At 73.0% G+C, this 24,531-nt stretch carries 20 protein-coding genes; 1 reads left to right on the forward strand and 19 read right to left on the reverse strand.

Features of this window, described 5'->3' with window-relative positions:
- Positions 1-19 precede the first annotated feature (19 nt).
- The 12 genes from tmk to ABZ939_RS18985 form a co-directional block, all read right to left on the reverse strand.
- Positions 20-3,310 carry a dTMP kinase gene (tmk, locus tag ABZ939_RS18930; protein WP_361855960.1) on the reverse strand — a complete coding sequence of 1,097 codons (3,291 nt, stop codon included), beginning with the start codon at positions 3,308-3,310 and terminating at the stop codon, positions 20-22.
- A 121-nt stretch (positions 3,311-3,431) separates the two neighbouring features.
- Positions 3,432-6,269 (reverse strand): type I DNA topoisomerase, encoded by a 2,838-nt coding sequence (topA, locus tag ABZ939_RS18935; RefSeq protein ID WP_361855963.1) that lies wholly within the window; start codon positions 6,267-6,269, stop codon positions 3,432-3,434.
- 238 nt (positions 6,270-6,507) lie between these two features.
- Positions 6,508-6,705, reverse strand: a complete 198-nt coding sequence (locus tag ABZ939_RS18940) for a hypothetical protein (RefSeq protein ID WP_361855966.1) — start codon at positions 6,703-6,705, stop codon at positions 6,508-6,510.
- Between the two features lie 184 nt (positions 6,706-6,889).
- Positions 6,890-7,708, reverse strand: a complete 819-nt coding sequence (locus ABZ939_RS18945) for an ABC transporter permease (protein WP_361855969.1) — start codon at positions 7,706-7,708, stop codon at positions 6,890-6,892.
- Between the two features lie 14 nt (positions 7,709-7,722).
- Complete coding sequence (locus ABZ939_RS18950) at positions 7,723-8,496, reverse strand: ABC transporter permease (RefSeq protein ID WP_361855972.1); 774 nt, start codon at positions 8,494-8,496, stop codon at positions 7,723-7,725.
- A complete protein-coding gene (locus ABZ939_RS18955) occupies positions 8,493-9,572 on the reverse strand; it encodes an ABC transporter ATP-binding protein (RefSeq protein WP_361855975.1) in 1,080 nt (359 codons plus the stop codon). Before ABZ939_RS18955 ends, ABZ939_RS18950 begins: the two co-directional genes overlap by 4 nt.
- Positions 9,573-9,632: 60 nt before the next feature.
- On the reverse strand, positions 9,633-10,637 hold the full coding sequence (locus ABZ939_RS18960) for a helix-turn-helix domain-containing protein (RefSeq protein ID WP_361855978.1): 1,005 nt from the start codon (positions 10,635-10,637) through the stop codon (positions 9,633-9,635).
- Positions 10,634-12,172 carry a methyltransferase gene (locus ABZ939_RS18965; RefSeq protein WP_361855981.1) on the reverse strand — a complete coding sequence of 513 codons (1,539 nt, stop codon included), beginning with the start codon at positions 12,170-12,172 and terminating at the stop codon, positions 10,634-10,636. Before ABZ939_RS18965 ends, ABZ939_RS18960 begins: the two co-directional genes overlap by 4 nt.
- A 128-nt stretch (positions 12,173-12,300) precedes the next feature.
- A complete protein-coding gene (locus tag ABZ939_RS18970; protein ID WP_361855984.1) occupies positions 12,301-12,942 on the reverse strand; it encodes a small secreted protein in 642 nt (213 codons plus the stop codon).
- Between the two features lie 188 nt (positions 12,943-13,130).
- Entirely contained in the window at positions 13,131-15,539 is a 2,409-nt protein-coding gene (locus ABZ939_RS18975) for a sodium-translocating pyrophosphatase (protein WP_361855987.1), read from the reverse strand.
- A 395-nt stretch (positions 15,540-15,934) separates the two neighbouring features.
- Positions 15,935-16,393 (reverse strand): ATP-binding protein, encoded by a 459-nt coding sequence (locus ABZ939_RS18980; RefSeq protein ID WP_361855990.1) that lies wholly within the window; start codon positions 16,391-16,393, stop codon positions 15,935-15,937.
- 92 nt (positions 16,394-16,485) lie between these two features.
- On the reverse strand, positions 16,486-16,839 hold the full coding sequence (locus ABZ939_RS18985) for an STAS domain-containing protein (RefSeq protein ID WP_147979000.1): 354 nt from the start codon (positions 16,837-16,839) through the stop codon (positions 16,486-16,488).
- A 79-nt stretch (positions 16,840-16,918) separates the two neighbouring features.
- Here ABZ939_RS18985 and ABZ939_RS18990 point away from each other — a divergent pair, with 79 nt between their 5' ends.
- Positions 16,919-19,396 (forward strand): DEAD/DEAH box helicase, encoded by a 2,478-nt coding sequence (locus tag ABZ939_RS18990; RefSeq protein ID WP_361855993.1) that lies wholly within the window; start codon positions 16,919-16,921, stop codon positions 19,394-19,396.
- Here the strand turns inward: ABZ939_RS18990 and ABZ939_RS18995 are convergent.
- The 7 genes from ABZ939_RS18995 to ssd are packed head-to-tail and all read right to left on the reverse strand — an operon-like array spanning position 19,338 to position 24,324.
- On the reverse strand, positions 19,338-19,730 hold the full coding sequence (locus tag ABZ939_RS18995; RefSeq protein WP_361855996.1) for an Rv3654c family TadE-like protein: 393 nt from the start codon (positions 19,728-19,730) through the stop codon (positions 19,338-19,340). The genes ABZ939_RS18990 and ABZ939_RS18995 overlap by 59 nt on opposite strands.
- Complete coding sequence (locus ABZ939_RS19000) at positions 19,727-20,086, reverse strand: TadE family type IV pilus minor pilin (RefSeq protein ID WP_361855999.1); 360 nt, start codon at positions 20,084-20,086, stop codon at positions 19,727-19,729. Before ABZ939_RS19000 ends, ABZ939_RS18995 begins: the two co-directional genes overlap by 4 nt.
- Positions 20,073-20,279: a DUF4244 domain-containing protein gene (locus ABZ939_RS19005; RefSeq protein WP_361856002.1), complete on the reverse strand. Its 207-nt coding sequence runs from the start codon at positions 20,277-20,279 to the stop codon at positions 20,073-20,075. Before ABZ939_RS19005 ends, ABZ939_RS19000 begins: the two co-directional genes overlap by 14 nt.
- Before the next feature lie 43 nt (positions 20,280-20,322).
- On the reverse strand, positions 20,323-21,048 hold the full coding sequence (locus ABZ939_RS19010; RefSeq protein WP_361856177.1) for a type II secretion system F family protein: 726 nt from the start codon (positions 21,046-21,048) through the stop codon (positions 20,323-20,325).
- A gap of 56 nt (positions 21,049-21,104) precedes the next feature.
- Positions 21,105-21,995 carry a type II secretion system F family protein gene (locus ABZ939_RS19015; RefSeq protein WP_361856005.1) on the reverse strand — a complete coding sequence of 297 codons (891 nt, stop codon included), beginning with the start codon at positions 21,993-21,995 and terminating at the stop codon, positions 21,105-21,107.
- Positions 21,992-23,173 carry a TadA family conjugal transfer-associated ATPase gene (locus ABZ939_RS19020; protein ID WP_361856008.1) on the reverse strand — a complete coding sequence of 394 codons (1,182 nt, stop codon included), beginning with the start codon at positions 23,171-23,173 and terminating at the stop codon, positions 21,992-21,994. The genes ABZ939_RS19015 and ABZ939_RS19020 overlap by 4 nt, the downstream gene beginning before the upstream one ends.
- Positions 23,170-24,324 (reverse strand): septum site-determining protein Ssd, encoded by a 1,155-nt coding sequence (ssd, locus tag ABZ939_RS19025; protein WP_361856011.1) that lies wholly within the window; start codon positions 24,322-24,324, stop codon positions 23,170-23,172. Before ssd ends, ABZ939_RS19020 begins: the two co-directional genes overlap by 4 nt.
- Positions 24,325-24,531 lie beyond the last annotated feature (207 nt).

Below are 24,531 nucleotides of genomic sequence, written 5' to 3' on the forward strand. Positions count from 1 at the left end.
AAGACGATCCTTCGGATCGTCAGCGGCGCCGGCGGCGGCCGTCGTCCTCGTCGTCGTGGGGGCCGAGCAGCTCGTCCGCCAGGGTCGGGAGGTCGTCGAGCGGGGTCTCCTCCGCCCAGTCGGAGCGGCGCTTCGGGCGGCCCTGGTCGTCGAGCTGCGGCAGCTCGCGCGTCTGCTCGTTGGATCCGGCGGGCTGCTCGGCGCGGAAGATGCCCGGCGGAACCCGGTCGACCGGGTCCGTCCCCCGTACGGGAGGCAGCACGGCCGTCTCGTCGGTGGCACGCACCGGCGGCAGCACCGCCGTCTCGTCCGCGGCCCGCACCTGCGGCAGGACCGAGGTCTCCGCCTCGCGCCGCACGGCGTCCGGGTCGACGACCGGCGTCGGGACGGTGATCTCGTTCGGCGAGACCTGGGGCACCGTCTGCGTCACGTCGTCGGGCGTCACGACGGGCGTTTCCACGGTCACCTCGTCGGGCTTCACCATGGGGGTTTCCACGGTCACGTCGTTGGCCGACGCCTCCGCCGCGCGGGCGGCCTCCGCGGCCTTGGCAGCAGCGGCCTCGGCAGCCTTCCGCGCCTCGGCGGCCTCGGCGGCCCGCTTCGCCTCCGCGGCCCGTTGCGCCTCGGCAGCCTTCCGCGCCTCCTCCGCGCGGGCGGCCTCCGCAGCCTTCCGCGCCTCTTCCGCGAGGGCGGCCTCGGCGGCCGCCTTCTCCGCGGCTTCCGCCGCGGCCTTGCGCGCCGTCTCCTCGGCGGCCTTCGCCGCCGCGGCCTCGGCCAGACGCCGCGCCTCCTCCGCCCGCAGCAGGGCCTCCTCGGCCTTGCGCTGCTTCTCGCGGCGGCGCTCCTCCGCCTCCGCCCGCAGCCGGGCCTCTTCCTCGGCCTGCTTGCGGCGGCGTTCCTCCTCCTCGCGGCGGGCCTTCTCCTCGGCCTCGCGCCGCTTGCGCTCCTCCTCGGCGGCCAGCCGGGCCTCCTCGGCCCGCCGACGGGCCTCCTCCGCCTGCCGTTCGGCCTCGCGGCGCCGGGCCTCTTCCTCCTCCTGGCGCTTGCGCTCCTCCTCCTCGGCACGGAGCCTGGCGAGCTGCTCCTGGCGCTCGCGCTCCAGCCGCTCCTCCTCCGCCTTGCGGGCGGCCTCCTCCTCGGCCCGGCGCCTGGCCTCCTCCTCGGCCTTCCGCCGCGCCTCCTCCTGGGCCTTCACCTCGGCCTCGGACAGCGGCAGCATCCGGTCGAGCCGGTGGCGTACGACGGTGGTGACGGCCTCCGGCTCCTGGCCGGCGTCGACGACGAGGTAGCGGCCGGGGTCACCGGCGGCCAGGGCCAGGAAACCGGCCCGCACGCGCGCGTGGAACTCCGGCGGCTCGGACTCCAGCCGGTCGGGGGCCTCGGTGAACCGTTCCCGCGCGGTCTCCGGGGAGACGTCGAGGAGCACGGTCAGATGCGGGACGAGTCCGCCGGTGGCCCAGCGGTTGATCCGGGCGATCTCGGTCGGCGACAGATCGCGCCCGGCGCCCTGGTAGGCCACCGAGGAGTCGATGTACCGGTCGGAGATCACCACCGCGCCCCGCTCCAGGGCGGGCTTGACCAGCGAGTCGACGTGCTCGGCGCGGTCGGCGGCGTACAGCAGCGCCTCGGCGCGGTTCGAGAGCCCGGCCGAGGAGACGTCGAGCAGGATCGAGCGCAGCCGCTTGCCGATCGGCGTCGCGCCCGGCTCGCGGGTGACGACGACCTCGTGGCCCTTGGCGCGGATCCACTCCGCGAGCGCCTCGGCCTGGGTGGACTTGCCGGCGCCGTCGCCGCCCTCCAGGGCGATGAAGAAACCGGTCGGTGCGGGCGCCTGGACGGGGTCGGCGCCGCGCAGCGCGTCGCGCAGATCGCGGCGCAGCGGTACGCCGGCCCGGTCGTCGGTCTTGGCGAGGACGAGCGCGGCGACGGGCAGCAGCAGCGCGCCGACCAGCATGAGCGTGAAGGCGGCGCCGCCGTGCGCGAAGACGAAGCTGCCGGAGGCGAGGCGGTGCGGCCCGATGGCGGCGGCGAGCAGCGGCGCGCCGAGCGCCCCGAGCGCCATGCCTACCCGGGCGACGGCCTGGAGGTGTTCGGTGACCCGGGGGCGCCGGGCCTCCTCTGTCTCCTGGTCGATGAGCGTGTGGCCGGTGTTGGCGGCGACCCCGGCCGCGTACCCGGCGAGTACGGCGAGGAACAGGACCGTGGCCGTGTCCGGCACGAGGCCCATCGCGAGCAGCGCGATGCCGGTGAGGGTGATCGCGAGGGCGAGGAGCCGGCGGCGGGAGAGGGCGGGCAGCACGGACCCGGCCGTCCGGATGCCGACGCCGGTGGCCCCGGCGAGCGCGAGGATCAGCAGCGCGTAGGTGACCGGGCCGCCGCCGAGGTCGTACGCGTGCAGGACGGCGACCGCCGCAGCGGCGGCGACGGCTCCGGCGACGGTGGCGCAGGCGAGGACGAGCAGCGCGACGGCGCCCGTGCGGCCCTTCTCGTTGGCCGGCCGGCGCAGGCCCTCCAGGGGCGAGCGGGGCCTGGGCGTCTGCCCGCCGGGCAGCTCGACGGCGTACAGCACGGAGAGCGAGGCGGCGAACAGTCCGGCGGCGACGTACGCGCCGAGGGCGGCCTGGTGCAGCGAGAACCAGTCGATGCCCGTGCCGAGCAGGTTGCCGACGAGTGTGGCGACGAGGAGCGCGGCGGCCGCGGCGGGCACCGCGAGGAATCCCGTGCGCAGCGACAGCCGGCGCAACGCGTCCAGGTGGTCCGGCAGGGGTCGCACGGCGGCGCCCTCCAGCGGCGGAGCGGGCAGCAGCGCGGGGGCCGCGCCCTCCCGGGCGATGGTCCACAGCCGTTCGGCGGCGCCGGCGACGAAGACGGTGCCGAGCAGGAACCACAGGGCGTTGTCGGGTGTCCAGTCGATCCACAGGGGCGCGACCACGAGAAGCGCGATCCGCAGACCGTCGGCCCCGATCATGGTCCAGCGCCGGTCGAGCGCGCCGCCGGGCGCGGTCAGCGTGGTGAGGGGGCCGAGGAGAACGGCACCGAACAGCACCGAGGCCAGCAGCCGGGCGCCGATCACGGCGGCGACGGCGAACGCGGCCCCGCGGTATCCGCCCCCGAGGGCTCCCTCGGAGACGGCGGCCTGAAGTCCGAGGAGTACGAGGACGAGCAGGGCGAGGGCGTCCCCGGTCCCGCCGACGAACTGCGCACTCCACAGCCGTCGCAAGGGTTGATGGCGCAAAAGCGCCCGTACGGCACGCTCCCGGGAGTCTGCGACAAGGGCGACGTCGGAGTCTGGCTGCTCTGCTCGCGTCATCCGTCCACCCTATCCGGACCCCCTCACTCCCCGTGGCCCCCGCCCGAACAAACGTCGGGCGGAGCGCGCACGAGTAAGGGGCGGGGGCCATGGGCCCCCGCCCCTTACAACGTCAAGCGCTCTACTCGGCCGCCGTCTTCTTCGCCGCGGCGGTCTTCTTCGCGGCAGCGGTCTTGGCCGTCGTCGTCTTCTTGGCGGCGGTCTTCGCGGCGGTCTTCTTGGCCGCCGTCTTCTTCGCCGGCGCGGCCTTCTTCGCGGCCGCCTTCTTGGCGGGCGCCTTCTTGGCCGTCTTCTTCACCGGCCCCTTGGCCCGCTTCTCGGCGAGCAGCTCGAAGCCGCGCTCCGGCGTGATCTCCTCGACGCTGTCCCCGGTCCGCAGGGTCGCGTTCGTCTCGCCGTCGGTCACGTACGGGCCGAAGCGACCGTCCTTGACGACCACCGGCTTCTCACTGACCGGGTCGACGCCCAGCTCCTTCAGCGGCGGCTTGGCAGCCGCACGGCCACGCTGCTTGGGCTGCGCGTAGATCGCGAGCGCCTCCTCCAGCGTGATCGTGAAGAGCTGCTCCTCGTCCGTCAGCGACCGCGAGTCCGTGCCCTTCTTCAGGTACGGGCCGTAGCGGCCGTTCTGCGCCGTGATCTCGACGCCCTCCGCGTCCGTGCCCACCACGCGCGGCAGGGACATCAGCTTGAGCGCGTCCTCCAGCGTCACCGTGTCGAGGGACATCGACTTGAAGAGCGAGGCCGTCCGCGGCTTCACCGCGTTCTTGCCGGTCTTCGGGGTGTCCTCGGGCAGGATCTCGGTGACGTAAGGGCCGTAGCGGCCGGCCTTGGCGACGATCTGGTTGCCGCTGACCGGGTCGGCGCCCAGCTCGAAGTCACCGCTCGGCTTGGCCAGCAGCTCCTCGGCGTAGGCGACCGTCAGCTCGTCCGGGGCGAGGTCGTCGGGGACGTCCGCGCGCTGGTGGCCCTCGGCGTCCTTCTCGCCGCGCTCGACGTACGGGCCGTAGCGCCCGACACGCAGCATGATGCCGTCGCCGACCGGGAAGGAGGAGATCTCCCGGGCGTCGATCGCACCGAGGTCGGTCACGAGCTCCTTCAGACCGCCGAGGTGGTCGCCGTCGCCGTTCCCGGCGTCGGCGGCGCCGCCCTCGCCGGAGCCGCCGCCCTCGCCGAAGTAGAAGCGCTTCAGCCACGGCACGGCCTGGGCCTCGCCTCGCGCGATGCGGTCGAGGTCGTCCTCCATCTTGGCGGTGAAGGAGTAGTCGACGAGTCGGCCGAAGTGCTTCTCGAGCAGGTTGACCACGGCGAAGCTCAGGAACGACGGGACGAGCGCCGTCCCCTTCTTGAAGACGTAGCCGCGGTCCAGGATGGTGCCGATGATCGACGCGTACGTCGACGGGCGGCCGATCTCGCGCTCTTCCAGCTCCTTGACCAGCGAGGCCTCGGTGTAGCGGGCCGGCGGCTTGGTCGCGTGGCCGTCGGCGGTGATCTCCTCGGCGGACAGCGCGTCGCCCTCGGCGACCTGCGGCAGCCGACGCTCACGGTCGTCCAGCTCGGCGTTCGGGTCGTCGGCCCCCTCCACGTACGCCTTCATGAAGCCGTGGAAGGTGATCGTCTTGCCGGACGCGCTGAACTCGGCGTCCCGGCCGTCAGCGGAGCGGCCACCGATCTTGACGGTGACGGAGTTTCCGGTCGCGTCCTTCATCTGGGAGGCGACGGTCCGCTTCCAGATCAGCTCGTAGAGCCGGAACTGGTCGCCGGTCAGGCCGGTCTCCGCCGGGGTGCGGAAACGATCACCCGAAGGGCGAATCGCCTCGTGCGCCTCCTGCGCGTTCTTGACCTTGCCCGCGTAGACGCGCGGCTTCTCCGGCAGATAGTCGGCGCCGTACAGCTGCGTGACCTGCGCCCGGGCCGCCGCGACGGCGGTGTCGGACAGGATCGTCGAGTCCGTACGCATGTAGGTGATGAAGCCGTTCTCGTACAGCTTCTGCGCCACCTGCATGGTCGCCTTCGCCCCGAAGCCGAGCTTGCGCGAGGCCTCCTGCTGGAGCGTGGTCGTACGGAACGGGGCGTACGGCGAGCGGCGGTACGGCTTCGACTCGACCGACCGGACGCTGAACGAGGTGTCGGCGAGCGAGGCGGCGAGCGCCCGCGCCTTCTCCTCGTCGAGGTGGAGGATGTTCGCGGTCTTCAGCTGCCCGTCGGAGCCGAAGTCACGGCCCTGGGCGACGCGCTTTCCGTCGACCGTGTTCAGGCGGGCGACCAGCGAAGACGGGTCGGAGGGGTCCCCGGCACGGCCCGTCGAGAAGGTGCCGGTCAGGTCCCAGTACTCGGCGGAGCGGAAGGCGATGCGCTCGCGCTCACGCTCGACGACGAGGCGGGTGGCGACGGACTGGACCCGGCCCGCGGACAGGCCGCGCATGACCTTCTTCCACAGGACCGGCGACACCTCGTAGCCGTACAGCCGGTCGAGGATGCGGCGAGTCTCCTGGGCGTCCACCATGCGCTTGTTCAGCTCGCGCGGGTTGCGGACGGCCTCCTGGATCGCGTCCTTGGTGATCTCGTGGAAGACCATCCGGTGGACCGGGACCTTGGGCTTCAGGACCTCCAGGAGGTGCCACGCGATGGCCTCGCCCTCGCGGTCCTCATCGGTGGCGAGGAAGAGTTCGTCGACCCCGGCCAGCTGCTCCTTGAGCTTCCTGACCTGCGCCTTCTTGTCGGCGTTGACGACGTAGATGGGCTGGAAGTCATGCTCGACGTCGACACCGAGGCGGCGCACCTCGCCGGTGTACTTCTCCGGCACCTCGGCGGCGCCGCTGGGGAGGTCGCGGATGTGCCCGACGCTCGCCTCGACGACGTAACCCGGGCCGAGGTAGCCCTTGATCGTCTTCGCCTTGGCAGGCGACTCGACGATGACGAGTCGGCGGCCGCCCTGTGCGGTCTCGCTGGTCGGGGACAACTTCGCTCTTCTCTCCGGTCGACGCTCGGTGGCACGTACGGCGCTGGCACTCCGCCGCCGGCACGCTCGGCTGCGGCACACGGTGACGCTGCCGTCGCTGCGGAGTGTGACGGTACAACCCGCCCCCGTGTCAAACGGCGAAAGCCCGCAACGGCCACTCGAACGGTAACCCGACTCTTGGCATTCCTGCCGCCCGGACTCCCGGTCCGGTGGGGCGGGGCCGCTCGGAACGACCTCGTCACAGCCGCCCGAAGCACCACACCCCAAGGAGAAGGAAGACGATTCCGAAGATCGTCGTCAGCGTGGCGGCCATCGGCGTGCCGACCCCCTGCGCCACCGGCTCACGGTGCGCCACGCGCACGCCCGTCCACAGCAGCAGTGCCGCTCCGAACAGCGCGAACGCCATTCCCGCGAAGATCGCCGGCCCGCTCTCCATGCCCGTACCCCGTTCCGTTCACGGGCCCCCGCGGCCCCTGGAGGCCGAGGCTGGCACCTCCCGGCATCGTCGGCGCGAATTCCGGGTGAACGACGCGGACGCTCCCGTACGGGTTCACGAATATGGCCGGTAGTGCCCCACTCCCCTCTTGTCGTTCGTCACATCCCGCCGTCACATCTCTCCGTCACATCACGTCGAGCGTGGCCCGTCGTCTGCTGCCCCGCTCGAAGAGTGCGAGGAGCGCCACGGCCAGGACCGCGTACCCGGCCCCCACCGCCAGCTCGGCACCGAGCAGCGCGCCGTCGAGTCCGCCGCCCGCGGTGAGCCGGCGGGCCGCGTCTGCCGCGTGGGTGAGCGGCAGCAGGTCGCCGGCCGCCCGCATCCACTCGGGCAGCGTGTCCCGGGGGACGGCGGCGCCGGTCAGCAGGAGCAGGACCGAACTCGCCACGTTCGACACCAGGAACACATCCCGGAAGCGCAGCCCGAGCGCGCCCAGCGCTAGGCCGAACGCCGAGCAGCCACCGGCCGCCACGAGCAGCACCAGGGCGAGGCCGGGCAGCGCGCCGACGGGCACCGCCAGACCGAGCACCAGCGTGGCGGCGGTGAGGACGAAGGCGCTGACGAACAGCCCGTTCATGACGTACGGGAGGGCGCGTCCGGCCCACAACGGGACGCGGCGGCGCGGCGAGAGCAGGACGGCCCCGAGGGTGCCGAACCGGCGTTCGTTCGCGATCGCCATGGTGCCGCCGTACACGCAGGAGGCGGAAGCTGCGAGGACGGCGTTGCCGACCAGGTGGAAACGGTCGTCGGCGACACCGAGTTCTCTCCCCAGGAAGACGAAGAAGAAAACCTGGAGCAGCGGCCCGACCAGCAGTGTTCCGATGAACATGGGTGGGGTCGTCCAGTTGAACAGGGCGCGGTAGGAGAGCGATCCGCCGACCAGGACGAGCCGGGCGGAGGTGCGGAAGCGGAAGCCGATGAGGCGGAGGCGGAAGCGGAACATCCGGCAGGGTCCTTTCAGGCGAGGGCGAGCGTGGCCGCGGCGCGTGCCCGCCGCTCCACCCGTCCGAGGACGAGGACGGCGGCCAGGGCGTATCCGGCGCCGAGCGCGACGGCGGCGAGCAGCGGTGTGAGAACGTCCCCGCCCGAGGTGGCGGCGTGCACGGCCCGCGCGCCCCAGGTCGTGGGCAGCGCCCAGGAGATGGGGTGGGTCCAGGCGGGCAGCACACCGATCGGCACGAGCAGCCCGGACAGCAGCCAGACGGGCGTGTCGAGCGGGTTGGCCAGCGCGTTGGCGTTGCGCAGCAGGACGAAGGTGGCCGCGAGCAGCAGCCCCATCATGCCGAGCGCGAGCACGCACACCGGGACGGCGACGAGGAACAGCAGCGGGTGCGCGAAGTCGAGCGGGACACCGAAGAGCAGGACACCCCACAGGACGGTCGCGCCCATCGCGTACGTACCGATGACGGCGGTCGCGAGGGTGATGGGAAGGAGCACGAGGGCGAGCGGGGCGGGCGCGACGACGAGCGTCTCCAGCGTCCCGAGCCAGCGCTGGTTCTGCACGGCGCCGCCCGAACCGAACAGCACCGAGCCCCAGATACCCATGAGACCGGCGCCGACGGAGGCGGTGAGCAGCCGCTCCGGATCCCCGGCCGCGCGGAACAGATGGACGGCGAGGGTCGCGTACACGAGCGGAACGAGGACGGCGAAGGTGATCTCGATCGGGGAACGGGACGTGTACGAGACATGGGTGCGCACGCCGACCGCGATCAGCCGCAGGACGCGCGTCACGCCCGCACCTCCTGCGACGACTGAGACGACTGAGACGACTCCGACGACTTCGGAGACTGCGACGACGCCGGCGACTCCGGCGACTGCCCCGACGCCGGCTCCTGACCGGTGTCTTCCGACACGATCGCGATGTAGGCGTCCTCCAGGGAGGGTTCACGGCTGACGACGCGCCCGAGCCGTACGTCGTCGAGCGCGGCCAGGATCGAGGCGTGCAGTTCGGCCCCGCGCTCGGTCTGCACGGTCACGGTCTGCGCCGTGCCCCGCTCCTCCACCGACGCCCCGCGCACACCGGGCAGTCGGCGGATGCGGACCAGGTGCTCCTCGCCCGCCCCGTACGCCTCGATCTCCAGCACGTCACGTTCCTGGACCCGGGACTTGAGGCTCGCGGGCGTCCCGAGCGCCCTGATCCGGCCGCCGGCGATGACGGCGATGCGGTCGCAGAGCTCGTCCGCCTCGGCCATGTAGTGGGTGGTGAGCAGCACGGTGGTGCCGGCGGCGGTGAGGTCGGCCACGGTACGGCGCAGATCGCGGGCGGCGACCGGGTCGACGCCGATGGACGGCTCGTCGAGGAAGAGGACGTCGGGGTGGTGGAGGAGCCCGCGGGCAATGTGGAGGCGCTGCCGCATCCCGCGCGAGTACCCCTCGACCCGCTCCTTCTCGCGGCCCGTGAGGCCCACCAGGTCGAGGAGTTCGGCGATCCGCCGCTTCTGGGCGCGGGGCTCGACGCCGTACAGCTCGGCGAAGTAGCGGAGGTTGTCCAGGGCGGACAGCCGGTCGTACAGGCCGCGGTCGCCGCCGAAGACGTAGCCGATCCGGCGGCGTACGGCGACGGGGTCGCGGGCCACGTCGTGGCCGAACACCCGGGCCGTGCCGGAGGTCGGCAGGAGCAGGGTGTTGAGCATCTTGATGGTGGTGGTCTTCCCGGCGCCGTTGGGGCCGAGCAGCCCGAACAGTTCTCCGGGCGCCACCTCGAAGGTGACCCCGCGCACGGCCTCGGTCTCGGTCCGGCGGGGCCGCAGCCACCCGGTCCTGCTGGTGTAGGTGCGGCGCAGCGCGTCCGCCTCGATTGCGAGCATGAGCGGGACCGTATGAGCGCCGTACGAGCCCCGGCCATCGATTCGGGAGCCCCCGAATCGTCAGGCGACCGCGTTCAGCACGCCCTCCCCGGCGAGAAGCGCGAGCAGCGAACGGCCGGTGTCCGTCAGCTGGTAGTAGACGGACCGGCCGACCCGGTGCCGGGTCACCACGCCCGCTTCCGCGAGCACCGACAGATGCTCGGAGACCGTACTGGGCGCGAGCCCGAGCCGGTCCGCGAGACCGGCCGTGGTCAGCGGGCCGGCCAGCTCGCGCAGGACGGCGGCCCGGCCGCGGCCGAGCATGAGCCCGAGCCGGTCCTCGGCGACGGGTTCGACCGGCTCGCGCAGGGCGGCTGCCCCGCGGGCCTGGAAGGAGACGGCGACCACCTCGGGGTCGTCGGTCGAGTAGAGCCGGCAGCCCTCCGCGAAGACGAGCGGCACCAGCACCAGGCGCCGCTCCCCGGCCGCGTACTCCGCCTCGTAGAACTTGGTCAGTTCGAGCACCGGCCGCTCCCAGCGCCCGCGCGATTCGAGCCCGCCGAACAGCGCGTCGACGCCCTCGGTCGCGAAGGTCCGCGCCCGTACGAGGACTTCGTCCTCGACGAGCCGGCGCATCGTCGGCCAGTACGGCTCGATCGCGCCCTCCCACCAGGCCGCGTACGCGTCGGCGAGCGCCGCGCAGGCGGCCTGCGGGTCCTTCAGATACGGCTGCAGGAAGGGTTCGTCGGCCATCCCGGGGTAGCAGACGGCCGCCTGCGCGCGGACGAACTCCGGATCGGTGGAGCGCAGCTGGGCGAGTTCCTCGTGGATGTTCACCGTGCCGACGGGGCGGGGCAGCAGGAAGTCGGAGACCTCGTACCGTCCCTCGGCCAGCAAGTCCCACAGCGGCGCGAGCCGCTCGTCCTCGCGCCACACCTCCCGCGCGCCGACGACCCACTCCTGGTACGGCCAGGAGGGCCGCCGCCACGGCAGTGTCAGGTGGAGGGCGCAGAAGGCGTCCCGCAGCGGACTGATCGCGATGCGGGTCGCCCCGAGGGAGGCCTCGTCCAGCTCGATCCGTATCAACCCTGCTGTGCCTCTCTGGCCGGGAGGAGGAACCCCTCCTCCACCAGGAGCCGGATCGCCTGCGGGGTGCGGTCCCGCAGCAGCACCGGGTCCTCGCCCATGAGCTGCCCGATGGCGTCGAGGATCCGGCCGGCGCTGAGCGAGCCGTCGCACACGCCCGCGAAGCCGGCGCCGACGTGGTCCACCTTGGTGGCGCGCCGCATGCCGCGGTTCTGCCGCAGCACGACGTGCTCGGGGTCCTCGGCGCCCGGCAGCCCGACCTGCTCCTGCATGACCTCGGGCGCGAGGGTGAAGCTGTCGGCGAGCAGGGCCGCGTCGTCGTGCGTGCGCAGATAGTCCTGGCGCTCGAAGTGGGCCAGCACGGTGTCGCCCAGCGGCTGCTCGACCGGGTGCGGCCACTCCTCGATCACGATCGACGGCTCGACGGCTCCGGAGGCGACGGCTGCGTTCTTGCGCAGGGTGATCCAGCCGAATCCGACCGCCTTGGTCTTGCGGGCCTCGAACTCGTCCAGCCAGGCCTCGTACCGCTCGGTGTACCGCTCCTGGTCCTCGCGGTGGTCGCCGCTGTCGCGCAGCCACAGCTCGGCGTACTGGGTGATGTCCTGGACCTCGCGCTGCACGATCCACGCGTCGCAGCCGCGCGGCACCCAGGAGCGCAGCCGGTCCTGCCACTCCTCGCCCTCGACGTGCTGCCAGTTGGCGAGGAACTGGGCGTAGCCGCCGTCGTTCAGCCGCTCCCCTGCCTGCTGCACGAGCGTGCGGCACAGGTCGTCGCCGCCCATCCCGCCGTCGCGGTAGGTGAGGCGGGCGCCGGGCGAGATCACGAACGGCGGGTTGGAGACGATCAGGTCGTACGTGTCGCCGTCGACCGGCTCGAAGAGGGAGCCCGGGAGCAGCTCGGCCTCGCGGGCCCCGGAGAGCGCGAGGGTGAGCCTCGTGAAGTCCAGCGCGCGCGGGTTCAGGTCGGTGGCGGTGACCAGCGTGGCGTGCTGGGCGGCGTGCAGGGCCTGGATTCCGGAGCCGGTGCCGAGGTCGAGCGCGGAGGACACCGGCGTACGGACGGTGATGCCGGCGAGTGTGGTGGAGGCTCCGCCGACACCGAGGACGACGGCTTCGTCCTTGTGTCCGATGCCGCCGGCCCCGCCGACGGCGCACCCCAGGTCGGAGACGATGAACCAGTCCTGGCCCTCGGGCCCGCCGTAGGGCCGGACGTCGACGGCGGCGCGGACGTCGTCGCCCTCGCGCTCCAGCCAGCCGTCCGTGAGGCACTCCTCCAGCGGGAGCGCGGCGGCGGCCCGCTCGGCGGGGACGGCTCCCTGGAGCAGGAAGAGCCGTACGAGAGTCTCCAGCGGGGAGTCCCCCCGGGTGGCCCGCAGCGCGGGCACGGTCTCACTGCGCGCGAGCGCGGCGTAGGCGGGGGCGCCGAGCCGTTCGAGCAGGCCGTCGGCGGTGAAGTCGGCGGCGAGCAGGGCTTCGCGCAGCAGGGCGGCGTGCGCGGGCACGGGGAGGCGGGAGGTCAGGCTGGTCGTACTCACCCCACCATTGTGACGGCCGCCACCGACATTGCCCCGACTGCCCCGCCCCGGGCCTGTCGGCCGGTCATGCGAAAGGCCCGGGGCGAGTGGTGCTCGCCCCGGGCCCTTCGTGCGGTCCGGACCCGCCGCTACTCCGACTTCTTGCTCGCGGAGCTCGACGGCTTGGTGGACGCCTTCCCGGACGGCGTGGAGCCCGCCTGCGGGGAGGCCGTGCCGGTCGCCGCGGGCGAGGGAGTCGCCTTCTGGCAGCCCGGCTGCTTCGCCATCGCCGTGCCGACCTCGCCGGACTGCAGCTTGGCCAGCGCGTCCTGGTCCATCTTCTCGATCTTCTTCAGGCCGTCGGCGACGCCCTGCAGACCGTCCGCGAACTTCTGCTGGTTGTTCGGGTCGAGCTGGTCGACCTGCTTCTTCAGCCCCTCGTAGGCCACGGCCGTGGCGTTGAGCTCCTTGACCGCGTCCTGCTGGAGCTTCTCGCCGTTGTCCACGGGCGGCGCACCGGCGTCCTGGATGGCCTTGGCGAGCGCCCTGTCGGCGTCGGCGATGTCCTGGAAGGCCTTCGAGTCGGCGGCCTGGATGTCGGCCGGCTTTCCGTCCGCAGCCGTCGAGATGATGAGCTGCTGGGCGTCGGCCCGCTTCTGGATCTGGGGCTTCGCCTGGTCGCAGACCGTCTTGGCCCAGTCGTCGACCTTGTCGCCGTCGTCGCTGCAACCGGACAGCGCGAGCACCAGTACCGCGCCACCCGACAGCACGGCCGCAAGTTTCTTGTTCACCGGATCGGTCCCTTCCAAGGCTCTCGGCCCCGGAACATACACGCCGAGCGGACGACATCCACCTTTCGTGCGACTGATTCATCCCATATTGCAGTCGTTCGCACCAAGGGAGACACGCCTCACGTCCCCGTACGCGACGGGCGGACGGCACGTCATCACATGCCGTCCGCCCGCTCTCTGACCAGGTGTTACGAAATCACCGGCGCGTCCGGCGAAGCCGCCGACCGATGGGCGGCGTTGTCTTCGTCACCCGCTTCGTCGCCGACGGCCACCGAACGCCGCTTGGAGACGTAGACGGCGCCGATGATGACGACGATCGCGAGGATCGCGACCAGCGCCCGCAGTCCGCCGCTCGCGTCGTCGCCGTAGCTGAACTGCACCACCGCGGGCGCGATCAGCAGCGCGACCAGGTTCATCACCTTCAGCAGCGGGTTGATGGCCGGTCCTGCGGTGTCCTTGAACGGGTCGCCGACGGTGTCGCCGATGACGGTCGCGGCATGGGCGTCGCTGCCCTTGCCGCCGTGGTGGCCGTCCTCGACGAGCTTCTTGGCGTTGTCCCAGGCGCCGCCGGAGTTGGCGAGGAAGACCGCCATCAGCGCGCCCGTACCGATCGCTCCGGCGAGGTACGAGCCGAGCGCGCCCACGCCGAGCGCGAAGCCCACCGCGATCGGTGCCATCACGGCGAGCAGCCCGGGCGTGGCGAGTTCGCGCAGCGCGTCCTTCGTGCAGATGTCGACCACGCGCCCGTACTCGGGCTTCTCGGTGTAGTTCATGATCCCGGGGTGCTCGCGGAACTGCCGCCGCACCTCGTAGACCACCGCGCCGGCCGAGCGCGACACCGCGTTGATCGCGAGCCCCGAGAACAGGAAGACCACCGCGGCGCCCAGGATCAGCCCGAAGAGGTTGTTGGGCTGCGAGATGTCCAGCGAGAGGTTCATCTCGCCGGCCTTGGCCCCGACGTCGGAGACCGCCGTGGCGATCGCGTCGCGGTACGAACCGAACAGCGCCGCCGCCGCCAGGACGGCGGTCGCGATGGCGATGCCCTTGGTGATGGCCTTGGTGGTGTTGCCGACGGCGTCGAGGTCGGTGAGGACCTGCGCGCCCGCGCCCGTGACGTCGCCGGACATCTCGGCGATGCCCTGGGCGTTGTCGGAGACCGGTCCGAAGGTGTCCATGGCGACGATCACGCCGACGGTGGTGAGCAGGCCGGTGCCCGCGAGGGCAACGGCGAACAGCGCCAGCATGATCGACGTACCGCCGAGCAGGAACGCGCCGTACACGCCGAGGCCGATGAGCAGGGCGGTGTAGACGGCGGATTCCAGGCCGATGGAGATGCCGGCGAGGACGACGGTGGCGGCGCCGGTGAGCGAGGACTTGCCGATGTCCTTGACCGGGCGCCGGTTCGTCTCGGTGAAGTAGCCGGTGAGCTGCTGGATCAGCGCGGCCAGGACGATGCCGATGGCGACGGCGACCAGGGCGAGGATGCGCGGGTCTCCGGGGTGGCTCAGGATGCCGGGCTCCGTGACGCCCTTGAGGTCGGCGTAGGAGGACGGCAGGTAGACGAAGACCGCGATGGCGACCAGGACGAGCGAGATCACCGCGGAGATGAAGAAGCCGCGGTTGATGGCGGTCATTCCGCTGCGGTCGGCGCGCCGCGGGGCGACCGCGAAGATGCCGATCATCGCGGTGACCACGCCGATCGCCGGGACGATCAGCGGAAAGGCGAGGCCGAGGTCGCCGAAGGCCGCCTTACCCAGGATGAGCGCGGCGACGAGCGTGACGGCGTACGACTCGAAGAGGTCGGCGGCCATGCCCGCGCAGTCGCCGACGTTGTCGCCCACGTTGTCGGCGATGGTGGCGGCGTTGCGGGGGTCGTCCTCGGGGATGCCCTGCTCGACCTTGCCGACCAGGTCGGCTCCGACGTCCGCGGCCTTGGTGAAGATGCCGCCGCCGACTCGCATGAACATCGCGATGAGCGCGGCCCCCAGGCCGAATCCCTCCAGGACCTTGGGCGCGTCGGCCGCGTAGACGAGGACGACGCAGGAGGCACCGAGCAGGCCGAGGCCCACGGTGAACATGCCGACCACGCCGCCCGTACGGAAGGCGATCTTCATTGCCTTGTGTGAGACGGCCGTCAGATCCCTTTCCGGTTCGCCCGGCCCCGGGGTGGCCTCACGGGCAGCTGCGGCCACCCGCACATTCGCCCGTACGGCGAGCCTCATGCCGATGTATCCGGTGGCCGCCGAGAAAAGCGCACCCACCAGGAAGAACAGGGAACGCCCGGCGCGCTGCGACCAGTTGTCGGCGGGAAGCAGCAACAGCAGGAAGAACACGACGACCGCGAAGATCCCGAGAGTCCGCAACTGCCGTGCGAGATAGGCGTTCGCACCCTCCTGCACGGCGGCGGCGATCTTCTTCATCGAATCGGTGCCCTCACCGGCCGCGAGCACCTGGCGCACCAGCAGCTGGGCCACGAGGAGCGCCGCCAGCGCGACGACCGCGATGACGATCACGATGGTTCGGTTCTCGTCGGTGAGTACCGCCGCGGCGAGAGAAGTGGGGTGTCCGGTCAGTTCTGGGTTGAAGAGCCCCGCCATTCGTCCTCCTTGACGTTGCGAGCTCAAGATGTGGACGGATTGTAGGGAGCAGAACCTGATCAAAACAGGGCGCCGCAATTGGAATTCCCCATTGACACGATCTTCCAACCGAAAGCTGTAATGGGGCAAAAGCATTGACACATGATCGATGATCTAGAGAAATGAAAAGAGGCCCTGCTCAGCAGGGCCTCTTTTCGTGATCTCGATGGATCGGAGAGAGCCATTCGGGGGAAGGATGTTTCAGGAGCGAACGGAGAAGCGAATCGAGGAACGTCCCGAAACGACCCGGGGGGCCTCCCGGGGAACGATCCGGAGAGACACTCCTGGGGAACGATCCCGGGCTCTGGGGAACGATCCCGGGCGCACGTTCCCGGGGCAACGACCCCGGAGGACGCTCAGGGAAGCGCGACCGCCGGCGTGGTCGGCCAGCTCATCCTGATGACCCCACCCTCCTCGCCGGCGCGCACCTCGACGTCGTCGACGAGCCCGCGGATCACCGCGAGACCCATCTCGTCCTCGCCGTCGGCGTCGTCGAACTCCTCGGCCGGAGCCTCATCCCGAGCACCGGGCACACCGGCGGCATCGGCCGCCGCCACGCCGGCGCCCGGCACCTCGTCGCCGACCTCGATGGAGAACGACTTCTCGTCCTCGGTCAGCACGACCCGGACGGGGGTGGTGACGTCGTTGCTGCGGTGCAGCCCGACGGCGCGGGAACACGCCTCGCCGACGGCGAGTCTGACCTCGTCGAGGACCGCCTCCTCGACCCCGGCCCGGCGCGCCACCGCGGCCGCCACGAGGCGGGCCGTGCGGACGTGCTCGGGCTGGGCGCTGAAGCGGAGTTCAACGGTGGCCATGCGGTCCCCCTAGGAACGTATGGGCGGGCAACTCGGAGGACCGGGCGTGTCGGGCCCGGCTCTCCACTCCTTCTTCCGACGCCGGACGGCCGTCAGTCGGTGGCGTTGACGGCCTCTTCGACCGTGGTGTGAATGGGGAACACCTTGGTCAGACCGGTAATCCGGAAGATCTTCAGAATGCGCTCCTGGTTGCAGACGAGACGCAGCGAGCCCTCGTGCGCGCGCACGCGCTTCAGGCCGCCCACCAGCACGCCGAGGCCGGTCGAGTCGAGGAAGTCCACGCCCTCCATGTCGACAACCAGGTGGTAGCTGCCGTCGTTCACCAACTCGACCAACTGCTCGCGCAGCTTGGGCGCGGTATACACATCAATCTCGCCACCGACCTCGACGACCGTACGGTCGCCACTCGGGCCGGACACATTGCGAGTCGACAGGGACAGGTCCACGGATCCTCCAGCACCTTGCTATCGAGCGGTCGCCCCTCGGGTCTCCCCGGCGGAGTCGGGGGACGGATCGCCAGCCGCGATGGCATTCAATCACTTACCAGCAGCCATGCACGACGCCTTGGGAGCATTGTCCGTCACGCCAGTGACACACTCGGTGCCGATGGCCAAGAATCACCGCCCCAGTCGACCTGCCGGGGACATGGGCAGCCGCCCCTCTCCCGGCATGATCCTCGACCGGCTCTCCTCGGGCGAGAGCCGGGCCGCGCGCATCACTCATACGGAGCACTTGCCCGCCCGGGCGGGTCGCCATGCCGTCTGGCCGCATCGCATCCGGCCGGAAGTGATCGGCGCGATCCAGGCGGCCGGCATCGAGCACCCCTGGGCCCACCAGGCGGAGGCCGCCGAGCACGCCCTGGACGGCGAATCCGTGGTGATCGCGACCGGCACCGCCTCGGGCAAGTCGCTGGCCTATCTCGCACCCGTCCTGTCCACGCTCCTGGACGGCTCGGAGGCCGCCAACGGCCGGGGCACCACCGCCCTGTATCTGGCCCCCACCAAGGCCCTCGCCGCCGACCAGCGCCGCGCCGTGCGCGAGCTGGCCGCCCCGCTCGGCAACCGGATCCGGCCCGCCGTCTACGACGGCGACACGCCGGTCGAGGAGCGCGAATGGGTCCGCCAGTACGCGAACTACGTGCTGACCAATCCCGACATGCTGCACCGGGGCATCCTGCCCTCCCACCCCAGGTGGTCCTCCTTCCTGCGCTCGCTGCGCTACGTCGTGATCGACGAGTGCCACACCTACCGGGGCGTCTTCGGCTCCCACGTCGCCCAGGTACTGCGCCGGCTCCGCCGTATCTGCGCCCGGTACGGCGCGGATCCCGTCTTCCTCCTCGCCTCGGCCACCTCGGCCGAGCCCGCCCTCGCCGCCGGCCGGCTGACCGGCCTGCCGGTCTCGGAGGTCTCCGACGACGCCTCCCCGCACGGCGAGCTGGTCTTCGCCCTCTGGGAGCCGCCGCTGACCGAGCTCCACGGGGAGCAGGGGGCCCCGGTGCGCCGCACGGCCACCGCCGAGACCGCAGACCTGCTCACCGACCTGACCGTCCAGGGCGTCCGCTCGGTCGCCTTCGTGCGCTCCCGGCGCGGCGCCGAGCTGATCTCGGTCATCGCCCAGGAACGCCTCGCCGAGGTCGACCGCTCCCTCGCCCGCCGGGTCGCCGCCTACCGCGGCGGCTACCTGCCCGAGGAGCGCCGGGCCCTGGAGCGTGCCCTGCACTCGGGCGAGCTGCTCGGGCTTGCCGCCACGACCGCCCTGGAGCTGGGCGTGGACGTCTCGGGCCTGGACGCCGTGGTGATCGCCGGCTACCCCGGTACCCGCGCCTCCCTGTGGCAGCAGGCGGGCCGCGCCGGCCGCTCCGGCGAGGGCGCTCTGGCGATCCTGGTCGCCCGGGACGACCCGCTGGACACCTTCCTGGTCCATCACCCCGAGGCCCTGTTCCAGCAGCCGGTCGAGTCGACCGTCCTGGACCCCGACAACCCCTACGTCCTCGCCCCCCATCTGTGCGCCGCCGCCGCGGAGCTCCCGCTCACCGAACCCGACCTGGCCCTCTTCGGCCCGGCCGTCCCCGAACTCCTCCCCCAGCTGGAGGCCGCCGGCCTGCTGCGCAAGCGCTCCACCGGCTGGTACTGGACCCGCCGCGAGCGGGCCGCCGACCTGACCGACATCCGGGGCGGGGGTGGCAGCCCCGTCCAGATCGTGGAGGCCGCCACGGGCCGCCTCCTCGGCACGGTCGACGAGGCCGCCTCCCACACCGCCGTCCACGACGGCGCCGTCCACCTCCACCAGGGCCGCACCTATCTGGTGAAGACCCTGGACCTGAAGGACTCCGTGGCCCTGGTCGAGGAGGCCAGTCCGCCGTACTCCACCACCGCCCGGGACACCACCTCCATCTCCGTCCTCGAAACCGACACCGAGATCCCCTGGGGAGCCGGCCGCCTCTGCTACGGCTCCGTCGAGGTCACCAACCAGGTCGTCTCCTTCCTGCGCCGCCGTCTGATGACCGGCGAGGTTCTCGGCGAGACCAAGCTCGACCTGCCGCCCCGCACCCTGCGCACCCGGGCCGTGTGGTGGACGGTCACCGAGGATCAGCTGGACGCCGCCCGGATCAACCCGGAGATCCTCGGAGGCGCCCTGCACGCCGCCGAGCACGCCTCGATCGGCATGCTCCCGCTCTTCGCCACCTGCGACCGCTGGGACATCGGTGGGGTCTCGGTCCCGCTGCACCCCGACACCCTGCTGCCCACCGTCTTCGTCTACGACGGGCACCCGGGCGGCGCGGGCTTCGCCGAACGGGCCTTCCACACCGCCCGCGCATGGCTGACGGCCACCCGCGAGGCGATCGCCTCCTGCGAATGCGAGGCGGGCTGCCCCTCCTGCATCCAGTCGCCCAAGTGCGGCAACGGCAACGACCCCCTCCACAAGCGCGGCGCCGTGCGCCTCCTCACGGAACTGCTGCGGGAAGCCCCGGAAGAGCCTCAGGAGGCCCCGCCCGCGCCCTGACCGCCGGCTCGTACGGCCCCAGACGCACCGCCGCGGTCACGTCCGCGATGTCGCCCCGTACCGAGCACGTCAGCACAGAGGCCCCCTGCGCACCCGCCACCCGGGCCGCCGCCGCGCAGGCGGCCTCCTCGCCCCACAGGGCCCGGTCGGCGGCGGCGAGCGCCGCCAGGTCCGCCGCCCCTCCCGCGCGGTGCCGGGCCGCGACCGCCTGCCCCAGGGCGAGCACCGCCCCGAACACCACGCACAGGACACAGGCGGCGAACGCCGTCCACACCGTCGCCATCCCCCGGTCGCCGCGCATCCGCGCCGCCCGGGCCGCCCCGGCCCCACTCATGGCTCCGTCACCCCCACCGTGTCCTCGGCGAGCGCCGCCGCCCCGGCGCGCAGCGTGAGCCCCATCCCGCCGGGCCCCGGAGCGGTCACCTCCACCGTCACCCGCCACAGCTCGTCCGAACGGGTGACGGCGACCCGGGCTCCCTCGGGTGCGGCCGCCCGGGCGGCCGCCTCGGCGCCGGCCACTGGCTCCGACCGGGCCACCGCCCGCGCCCCGGCCCGCGCCGCGTCCACGCACTGGATCTGTGCCGCCGCCGCTGCGAGCGCCCAGACCAGGGCCATGGTGAACACCACGAGCGCCGGCAGGGCCATCGCCGCCTCCACGGTCACGGCGCCCCGGTCCTCAGAACGGCGCATCGAGCGCCTTCCCGATCACGGACTCCAGCGCGCCGGAGACCGAGCCACTGGTCACGATCTTGTACAGCACCGCGGCGAAGCCCGCGGCCGCGATCGTCCCCATCGCGTACTCGGACGTCGTCATTCCCGCATCGCTCCGGGCCGCCCAGCGGGCCCGCCACCACGCGCTCATCCTCTTCATGCCAACCCCCATGTGTCGTCGTCGTGTTCGTGTTCGTGTTCGTGTTCGTGTTCCGTCAGTGCCGCAGCAGTCCGCTCGCGAGGCCGATCACCACCGGGGCGACCCCCACCGCCAGGAAGGCGGGCAGGAAGCAGAGCCCCACGGGCGCGGTGATCAGCACCTGCGCCCGCTGTGCCCGGGCCGCCGCCTTCCGCGCGCGATCCGCCCGCAGGTCGGCCGCGTGCTTCGAGACGGCCGCCGCGGCGGGCGCCCCGGAGGAGCCGGCCCGTTCCAGGCAGCGGGCCAGGCCCTCGGCGCCGGGTATCTCGCCGAACCTCCGCCACACGTCGGCCGGTTCGCCGCCCAGGCGGAGCTCCGCCGCCGTCCGGGTCAGCCGCTCGCCGACCGGCCCTCCCAGCGATCGGCCCACCGCCTCCGCCGCCTCGCCGGGCCCCGCCCCGGCCGAGGCGCAGGCCGCCAGCAGATCGGCCGCGAGCGGCAGTTGCCGTGCGACCGCGCCGTCGTCGCCCTCCGTCGGGGCCCGGCGCGCACGGAACCGTCGTACTCCCCAGCCCGCCGCGATGCCCACCGGCAGGCCGGCCGTGCCACCGATCAGCGCCCAGCCGACGACGGCCACCGCGAGCGGTGCAGCCCAGCTCCGCAGCCAGGGCGGGAGCCCGGTCCCGCGCCGTGCTCCCCGCTCGAAGTCGGCGCCCAGCAGGGCCGCGATCCGCTTGCGCGTCCGCCGTTCGCGACGCCGGTCGACCACGGTCCAGGCGGCCCAGGCCACCGAAGCGGCCATCGCGACCACCACCCCCGGCCTGTGGACGAACTCGCCCATGAGCCACGCCGGTCCGCTCATGCCCGCTCCCCTCCCCTGACGATCCGCGCCGCCCACCACACGCCGGCCGCCTCCAGCGCGCCGCCGACGGCCAGACACCCCAGCCCCACCGGCGTGTGCAGCAGCACGTGCAGCGGTCGCGCGCCCAGCGCCGTACCGAGCACGAGCCCCACCATGGGGAGCACCGCGAGGACGGTCACCGTCGCCCAGGCCCCGGCCAGTTGGGCCCTCAGCCGCTCCCGCTGGTCCCGGTGCTCCCGGAGCGCGGCCTCCAGCCGGTCGAGCCCCGCGGCCAGCCCGGCGCCACCGTCCACCGCGACCTGCCAGCAGGCCGCCAGCCCGGCCAGGCCGTCGGCACCGTCCTGCCGCGACGCCCGCCGCAGCGCCTCCGCCACGTCCCCGCCGAACCGGGCCGCCGCAAGCACCTCCGCCTCTTCCCGAGGCCCCAGCGCCCCGGTCGCCCCGACCGCGAAAAGCAGCGCCTGCGCGGGCTGCCGACCGGCTCTCAGCTCACCCGCGACCGCGCCGCACAGGGCCACGACCGCGTCGGACCGCGCCTCCCGCTCCTTGCGGAGCGCCGCCGCGCGCAGCCTCCGCCCCACCAGCGGCACCGCGAGCACCCCCGCCACCAGCGGCAGCGGCGACTCCCCGAGGACGGCGAGCACCAGGGCCACCGGCAGGCACAGCCAGGCGCGCCGCCCCCGCACCACGGCCCACCACCGCTCGCCCACCGCCCGCAAGGACGGGAGCCCTCGCCCCGGAGCCCCCACGACCCCCAGAGCCCCCGCACCCGCCAGCACCACCCGCGCCCTGCGCAGCCCCCGCTCCCGCTCGGCCAGCCGCCACAACGCGACCCCCGCGCACAACGCCGCCGCGCCCTGGACCGGCACCCACTGCTCCACCCTCACCACTCGCCCCCGATCAGCGACCGCAGCCGCTCCCAGCCCCGGTCCCGCTCGAACCCGGCCGCTCCCCACCGCAGCGCGGGCACGGTCACCACCAACCCCTCCCGGTTCCTTTCGAGGACATGGATCTCGGCGATCCGCCGGCAGCCCGCCCGATCCCGCACGAGATGCAGCACCGCCGAGAGTCCGGCCCCCAACTGGCTGTGCAGCGCGGCCCGGTCGAGCCCCGCAGCCGTCCCGAGGGCTTCGAGGCGGGCAGGTACGTCCGCCGCCGTGTTGGCGTGGACCGTTCCCGAGCCGCCTTCATGGCCGGTATTGAGAGCGGCCAGCAGATCGACCGCCTCCCCGCCGCGGACCTCGCCGACCACCAGCCGGTCGGGCCGCATCCGCAGCGCCTGCCGGACCAGGTCCCGCAGGGTCACCAGACCGGCGCCCTCCTGGTTCGCCGGGCGTGCCTCCAGCCGCACCACATGTGGATGGTCGGGCCGCAGTTCGGCCGAGTCCTCGGCCAGGACGATCCGCTCCCGCTCGCCGACCAGGCCGAGCAGCGTGGAGAGGAGAGTCGTCTTTCCCGAACCCGTGCCTCCGGAGATCAGATAGGAGACCCGGGCCTCGATGAGGGCCCGCAGGATCCGCTCCCCGCCCGGCGGGACCGTGCCCGCCGCGGTCAACTCCCCCACGGAGAAGGCCCGCGGCCGCACCACCCGCAGCGACAGACAGGTCGAGCCGACCGCCACGGGCGGCAGCACGGCGTGCATCCGGGTTCCGTCCGGCAGCCGGGCGTCCACCCAGGGTCGGGCGTCGTCCAGGCGCCGGCCGGCCACGGCCGCGAGCCGCTGCGCCAGTCGGCGCACGGCGGGCGCGTCCGCGAAGCGGACCTCGGTGAGTTCGAGGCCGGCGCCCCGGTCGACCCAGACCCGGTCGGGCGCGGAGACCAGCACGTCGGTGACGGCGGGATCGGCGAGCAGCGGTTCCAGCGGTCCCGTGCCGACGAGCTCGCATCGCAACGCCTCGGCCGCGCCCAGGACTTCCGTGTCGCCGAGCAGCCGGCCCTGTGCCCGCAGCGCCGCCGCGACCCGCGCCGGCGTCGGCTCGGCGCCGCTCTCCGCGAGCCGCTGCCGCACAGCCTCCAGCAGCCCCGCGCCACCGGCCCCGCCCTCCAGGGGCGCCCCGCCGCTCATGACACCCCGTCCGGGGCCAGGGCGCGCTCCCAGAACTCCGCGCAGAAGCGGCCGAGCGGTCCCCGCGCCTCGCCGCCCGGCGGCGCGCCGCTGTCCAGGGCGGCCAAGAGGCCGGGATCGTGCGGCAGTTCCCCGGCGAGCGGCAGCCGCAGCGCGTCCGCGACCCATTGCTCGTCGAGCCCGGGAGCGTACGGACCACGCACCACCACGCGCAGATCGCGCACCACCAGGCCCGCGAGGGAGGCGACCCGATGGGCCGCGGCGACGGCCCGCAACTCACCGGGGACGACAAGAAGTCCGAGGTCGAGCTGCGCCAGCGCCTCGGTCACCGCCGCGTCGACCCGGCGGGGCAGGTCCACGACGACGATCCCACCCCGCCTGCGCGCCGCGGCGAGCACCGAACGCATCGCCTCGGGCGGCACGAGAACCGAGTCCCCCCGGTCCCAGCTGAGCAGCCGCAGCCCGCGCACCGAGGGCAGCGACTCCTCCAGGGCGCCGCCGGCCACCCGCCCCTTGGAGGCGGCGAAGTCGGGCCATCGCCTGCCCTCGGCCCGCTCCCCGCCGAGGAGGACGTCGAGGCCGCCGCCGAGCGGGTCGCCGTCCACGAGCAGGGTGCGCCGGCCGGTCCTTGCACCGGCCAGCGCGAGGGCGCAGGCCAGCGTCGAGGCGCCGGCGCCGCCGCGTCCGCCGATGACGCCGACGGTCAGTGCCTGCCTCCCGGCGCCTTCGGCCGCGTCGGCGATCCGGTCGACGAGCCAGCTCTCGGCGTCCGGCAGCCGCAGCACACAGTCGGCGCCGATCTCGACGGCCCGCCGCCACACGTCGGGGTCCTCGCGGTCCTCGGCGCCGCGGCCGACGAGGATCACCCCCTGCCTGCGCGCGGCCCCACGGCAGCGCGCCGCGGCGTCGTCGCCGACCAGGACGAGCGGGGCGTCTGCCCAGCTCGCGCGCTGTTCCGGCACCGTGTGGTGCACCTCCGGCTCGGCTCCCGCCGCGGCGCACAACCGCAGCAGGTCGTCGAGCAGCGCGAGGTCCTCGGTCACGATCAGCGGTCCGGTCCGCCGTCCCCCTCCGGCCGGCTCCCCGCCGGATGTTCCGGAAGAGCCGACGGACCGCGCGGCCCCGGAACGCCGCGAAGTTCTGAAAGTCATGGTTCCCGCCACAGCACACGCCCCCTGTCCGTGTGATCCCGTTCGGCGCCCGTGGCGCCGCCGAGATCGGTGATTCCTTCCGTCCGCGAAGTTCGCGGCGGGAATCACCGTCCCGCCATCCCGGAAATCGTGTGGATCTTGCTCAAAAACTGTGGATAACTCACCGGTTGTGAATATCCCAGTGCCCCATACCGGGGATGTCCGGAG

It is taken from the genome of Streptomyces sp. NPDC046712, from assembly GCF_040645695.1.
Taxonomy (GTDB): Bacteria; Actinomycetota; Actinomycetes; order Streptomycetales; family Streptomycetaceae; genus Streptomyces.

Bases quoted from the DNA above. Each gene is read 5' to 3' on its own strand.
- ABZ939_RS18995 (WP_361855996.1), bottom strand. From the start codon at position 19,730: ATGAGTGGGGCCGGGGCGGCCCGGGCGGCGCGGATGCGCGGCGACCGG.
- ABZ939_RS18955 (WP_361855975.1), bottom strand. From the start codon at position 9,572: ATGCTCGCAATCGAGGCGGACGCGCTGCGCCGCACCTACACCAGCAGG.
- ABZ939_RS18945 (WP_361855969.1), bottom strand. From the start codon at position 7,708: ATGTTCCGCTTCCGCCTCCGCCTCATCGGCTTCCGCTTCCGCACCTCC.
- ABZ939_RS18940 (WP_361855966.1), bottom strand. From the start codon at position 6,705: ATGGAGAGCGGGCCGGCGATCTTCGCGGGAATGGCGTTCGCGCTGTTC.
- ABZ939_RS19020 (WP_361856008.1), bottom strand. From the start codon at position 23,173: ATGAGCGGCGGGGCGCCCCTGGAGGGCGGGGCCGGTGGCGCGGGGCTG.
- ABZ939_RS18990 (WP_361855993.1), top strand. From the start codon at position 16,919: ATGGCATTCAATCACTTACCAGCAGCCATGCACGACGCCTTGGGAGCA.
- ABZ939_RS18975 (WP_361855987.1), bottom strand. From the start codon at position 15,539: ATGGCGGGGCTCTTCAACCCAGAACTGACCGGACACCCCACTTCTCTC.
- ssd (WP_361856011.1), bottom strand. From the start codon at position 24,324: ATGACTTTCAGAACTTCGCGGCGTTCCGGGGCCGCGCGGTCCGTCGGC.
- ABZ939_RS19000 (WP_361855999.1), bottom strand. From the start codon at position 20,086: ATGCGCCGTTCTGAGGACCGGGGCGCCGTGACCGTGGAGGCGGCGATG.
- tmk (WP_361855960.1), bottom strand. From the start codon at position 3,310: ATGACGCGAGCAGAGCAGCCAGACTCCGACGTCGCCCTTGTCGCAGAC.
- ABZ939_RS19010 (WP_361856177.1), bottom strand. From the start codon at position 21,048: ATGGCCGCTTCGGTGGCCTGGGCCGCCTGGACCGTGGTCGACCGGCGT.
- ABZ939_RS18980 (WP_361855990.1), bottom strand. From the start codon at position 16,393: ATGGCCACCGTTGAACTCCGCTTCAGCGCCCAGCCCGAGCACGTCCGC.
- ABZ939_RS19005 (WP_361856002.1), bottom strand. From the start codon at position 20,279: ATGGGGGTTGGCATGAAGAGGATGAGCGCGTGGTGGCGGGCCCGCTGG.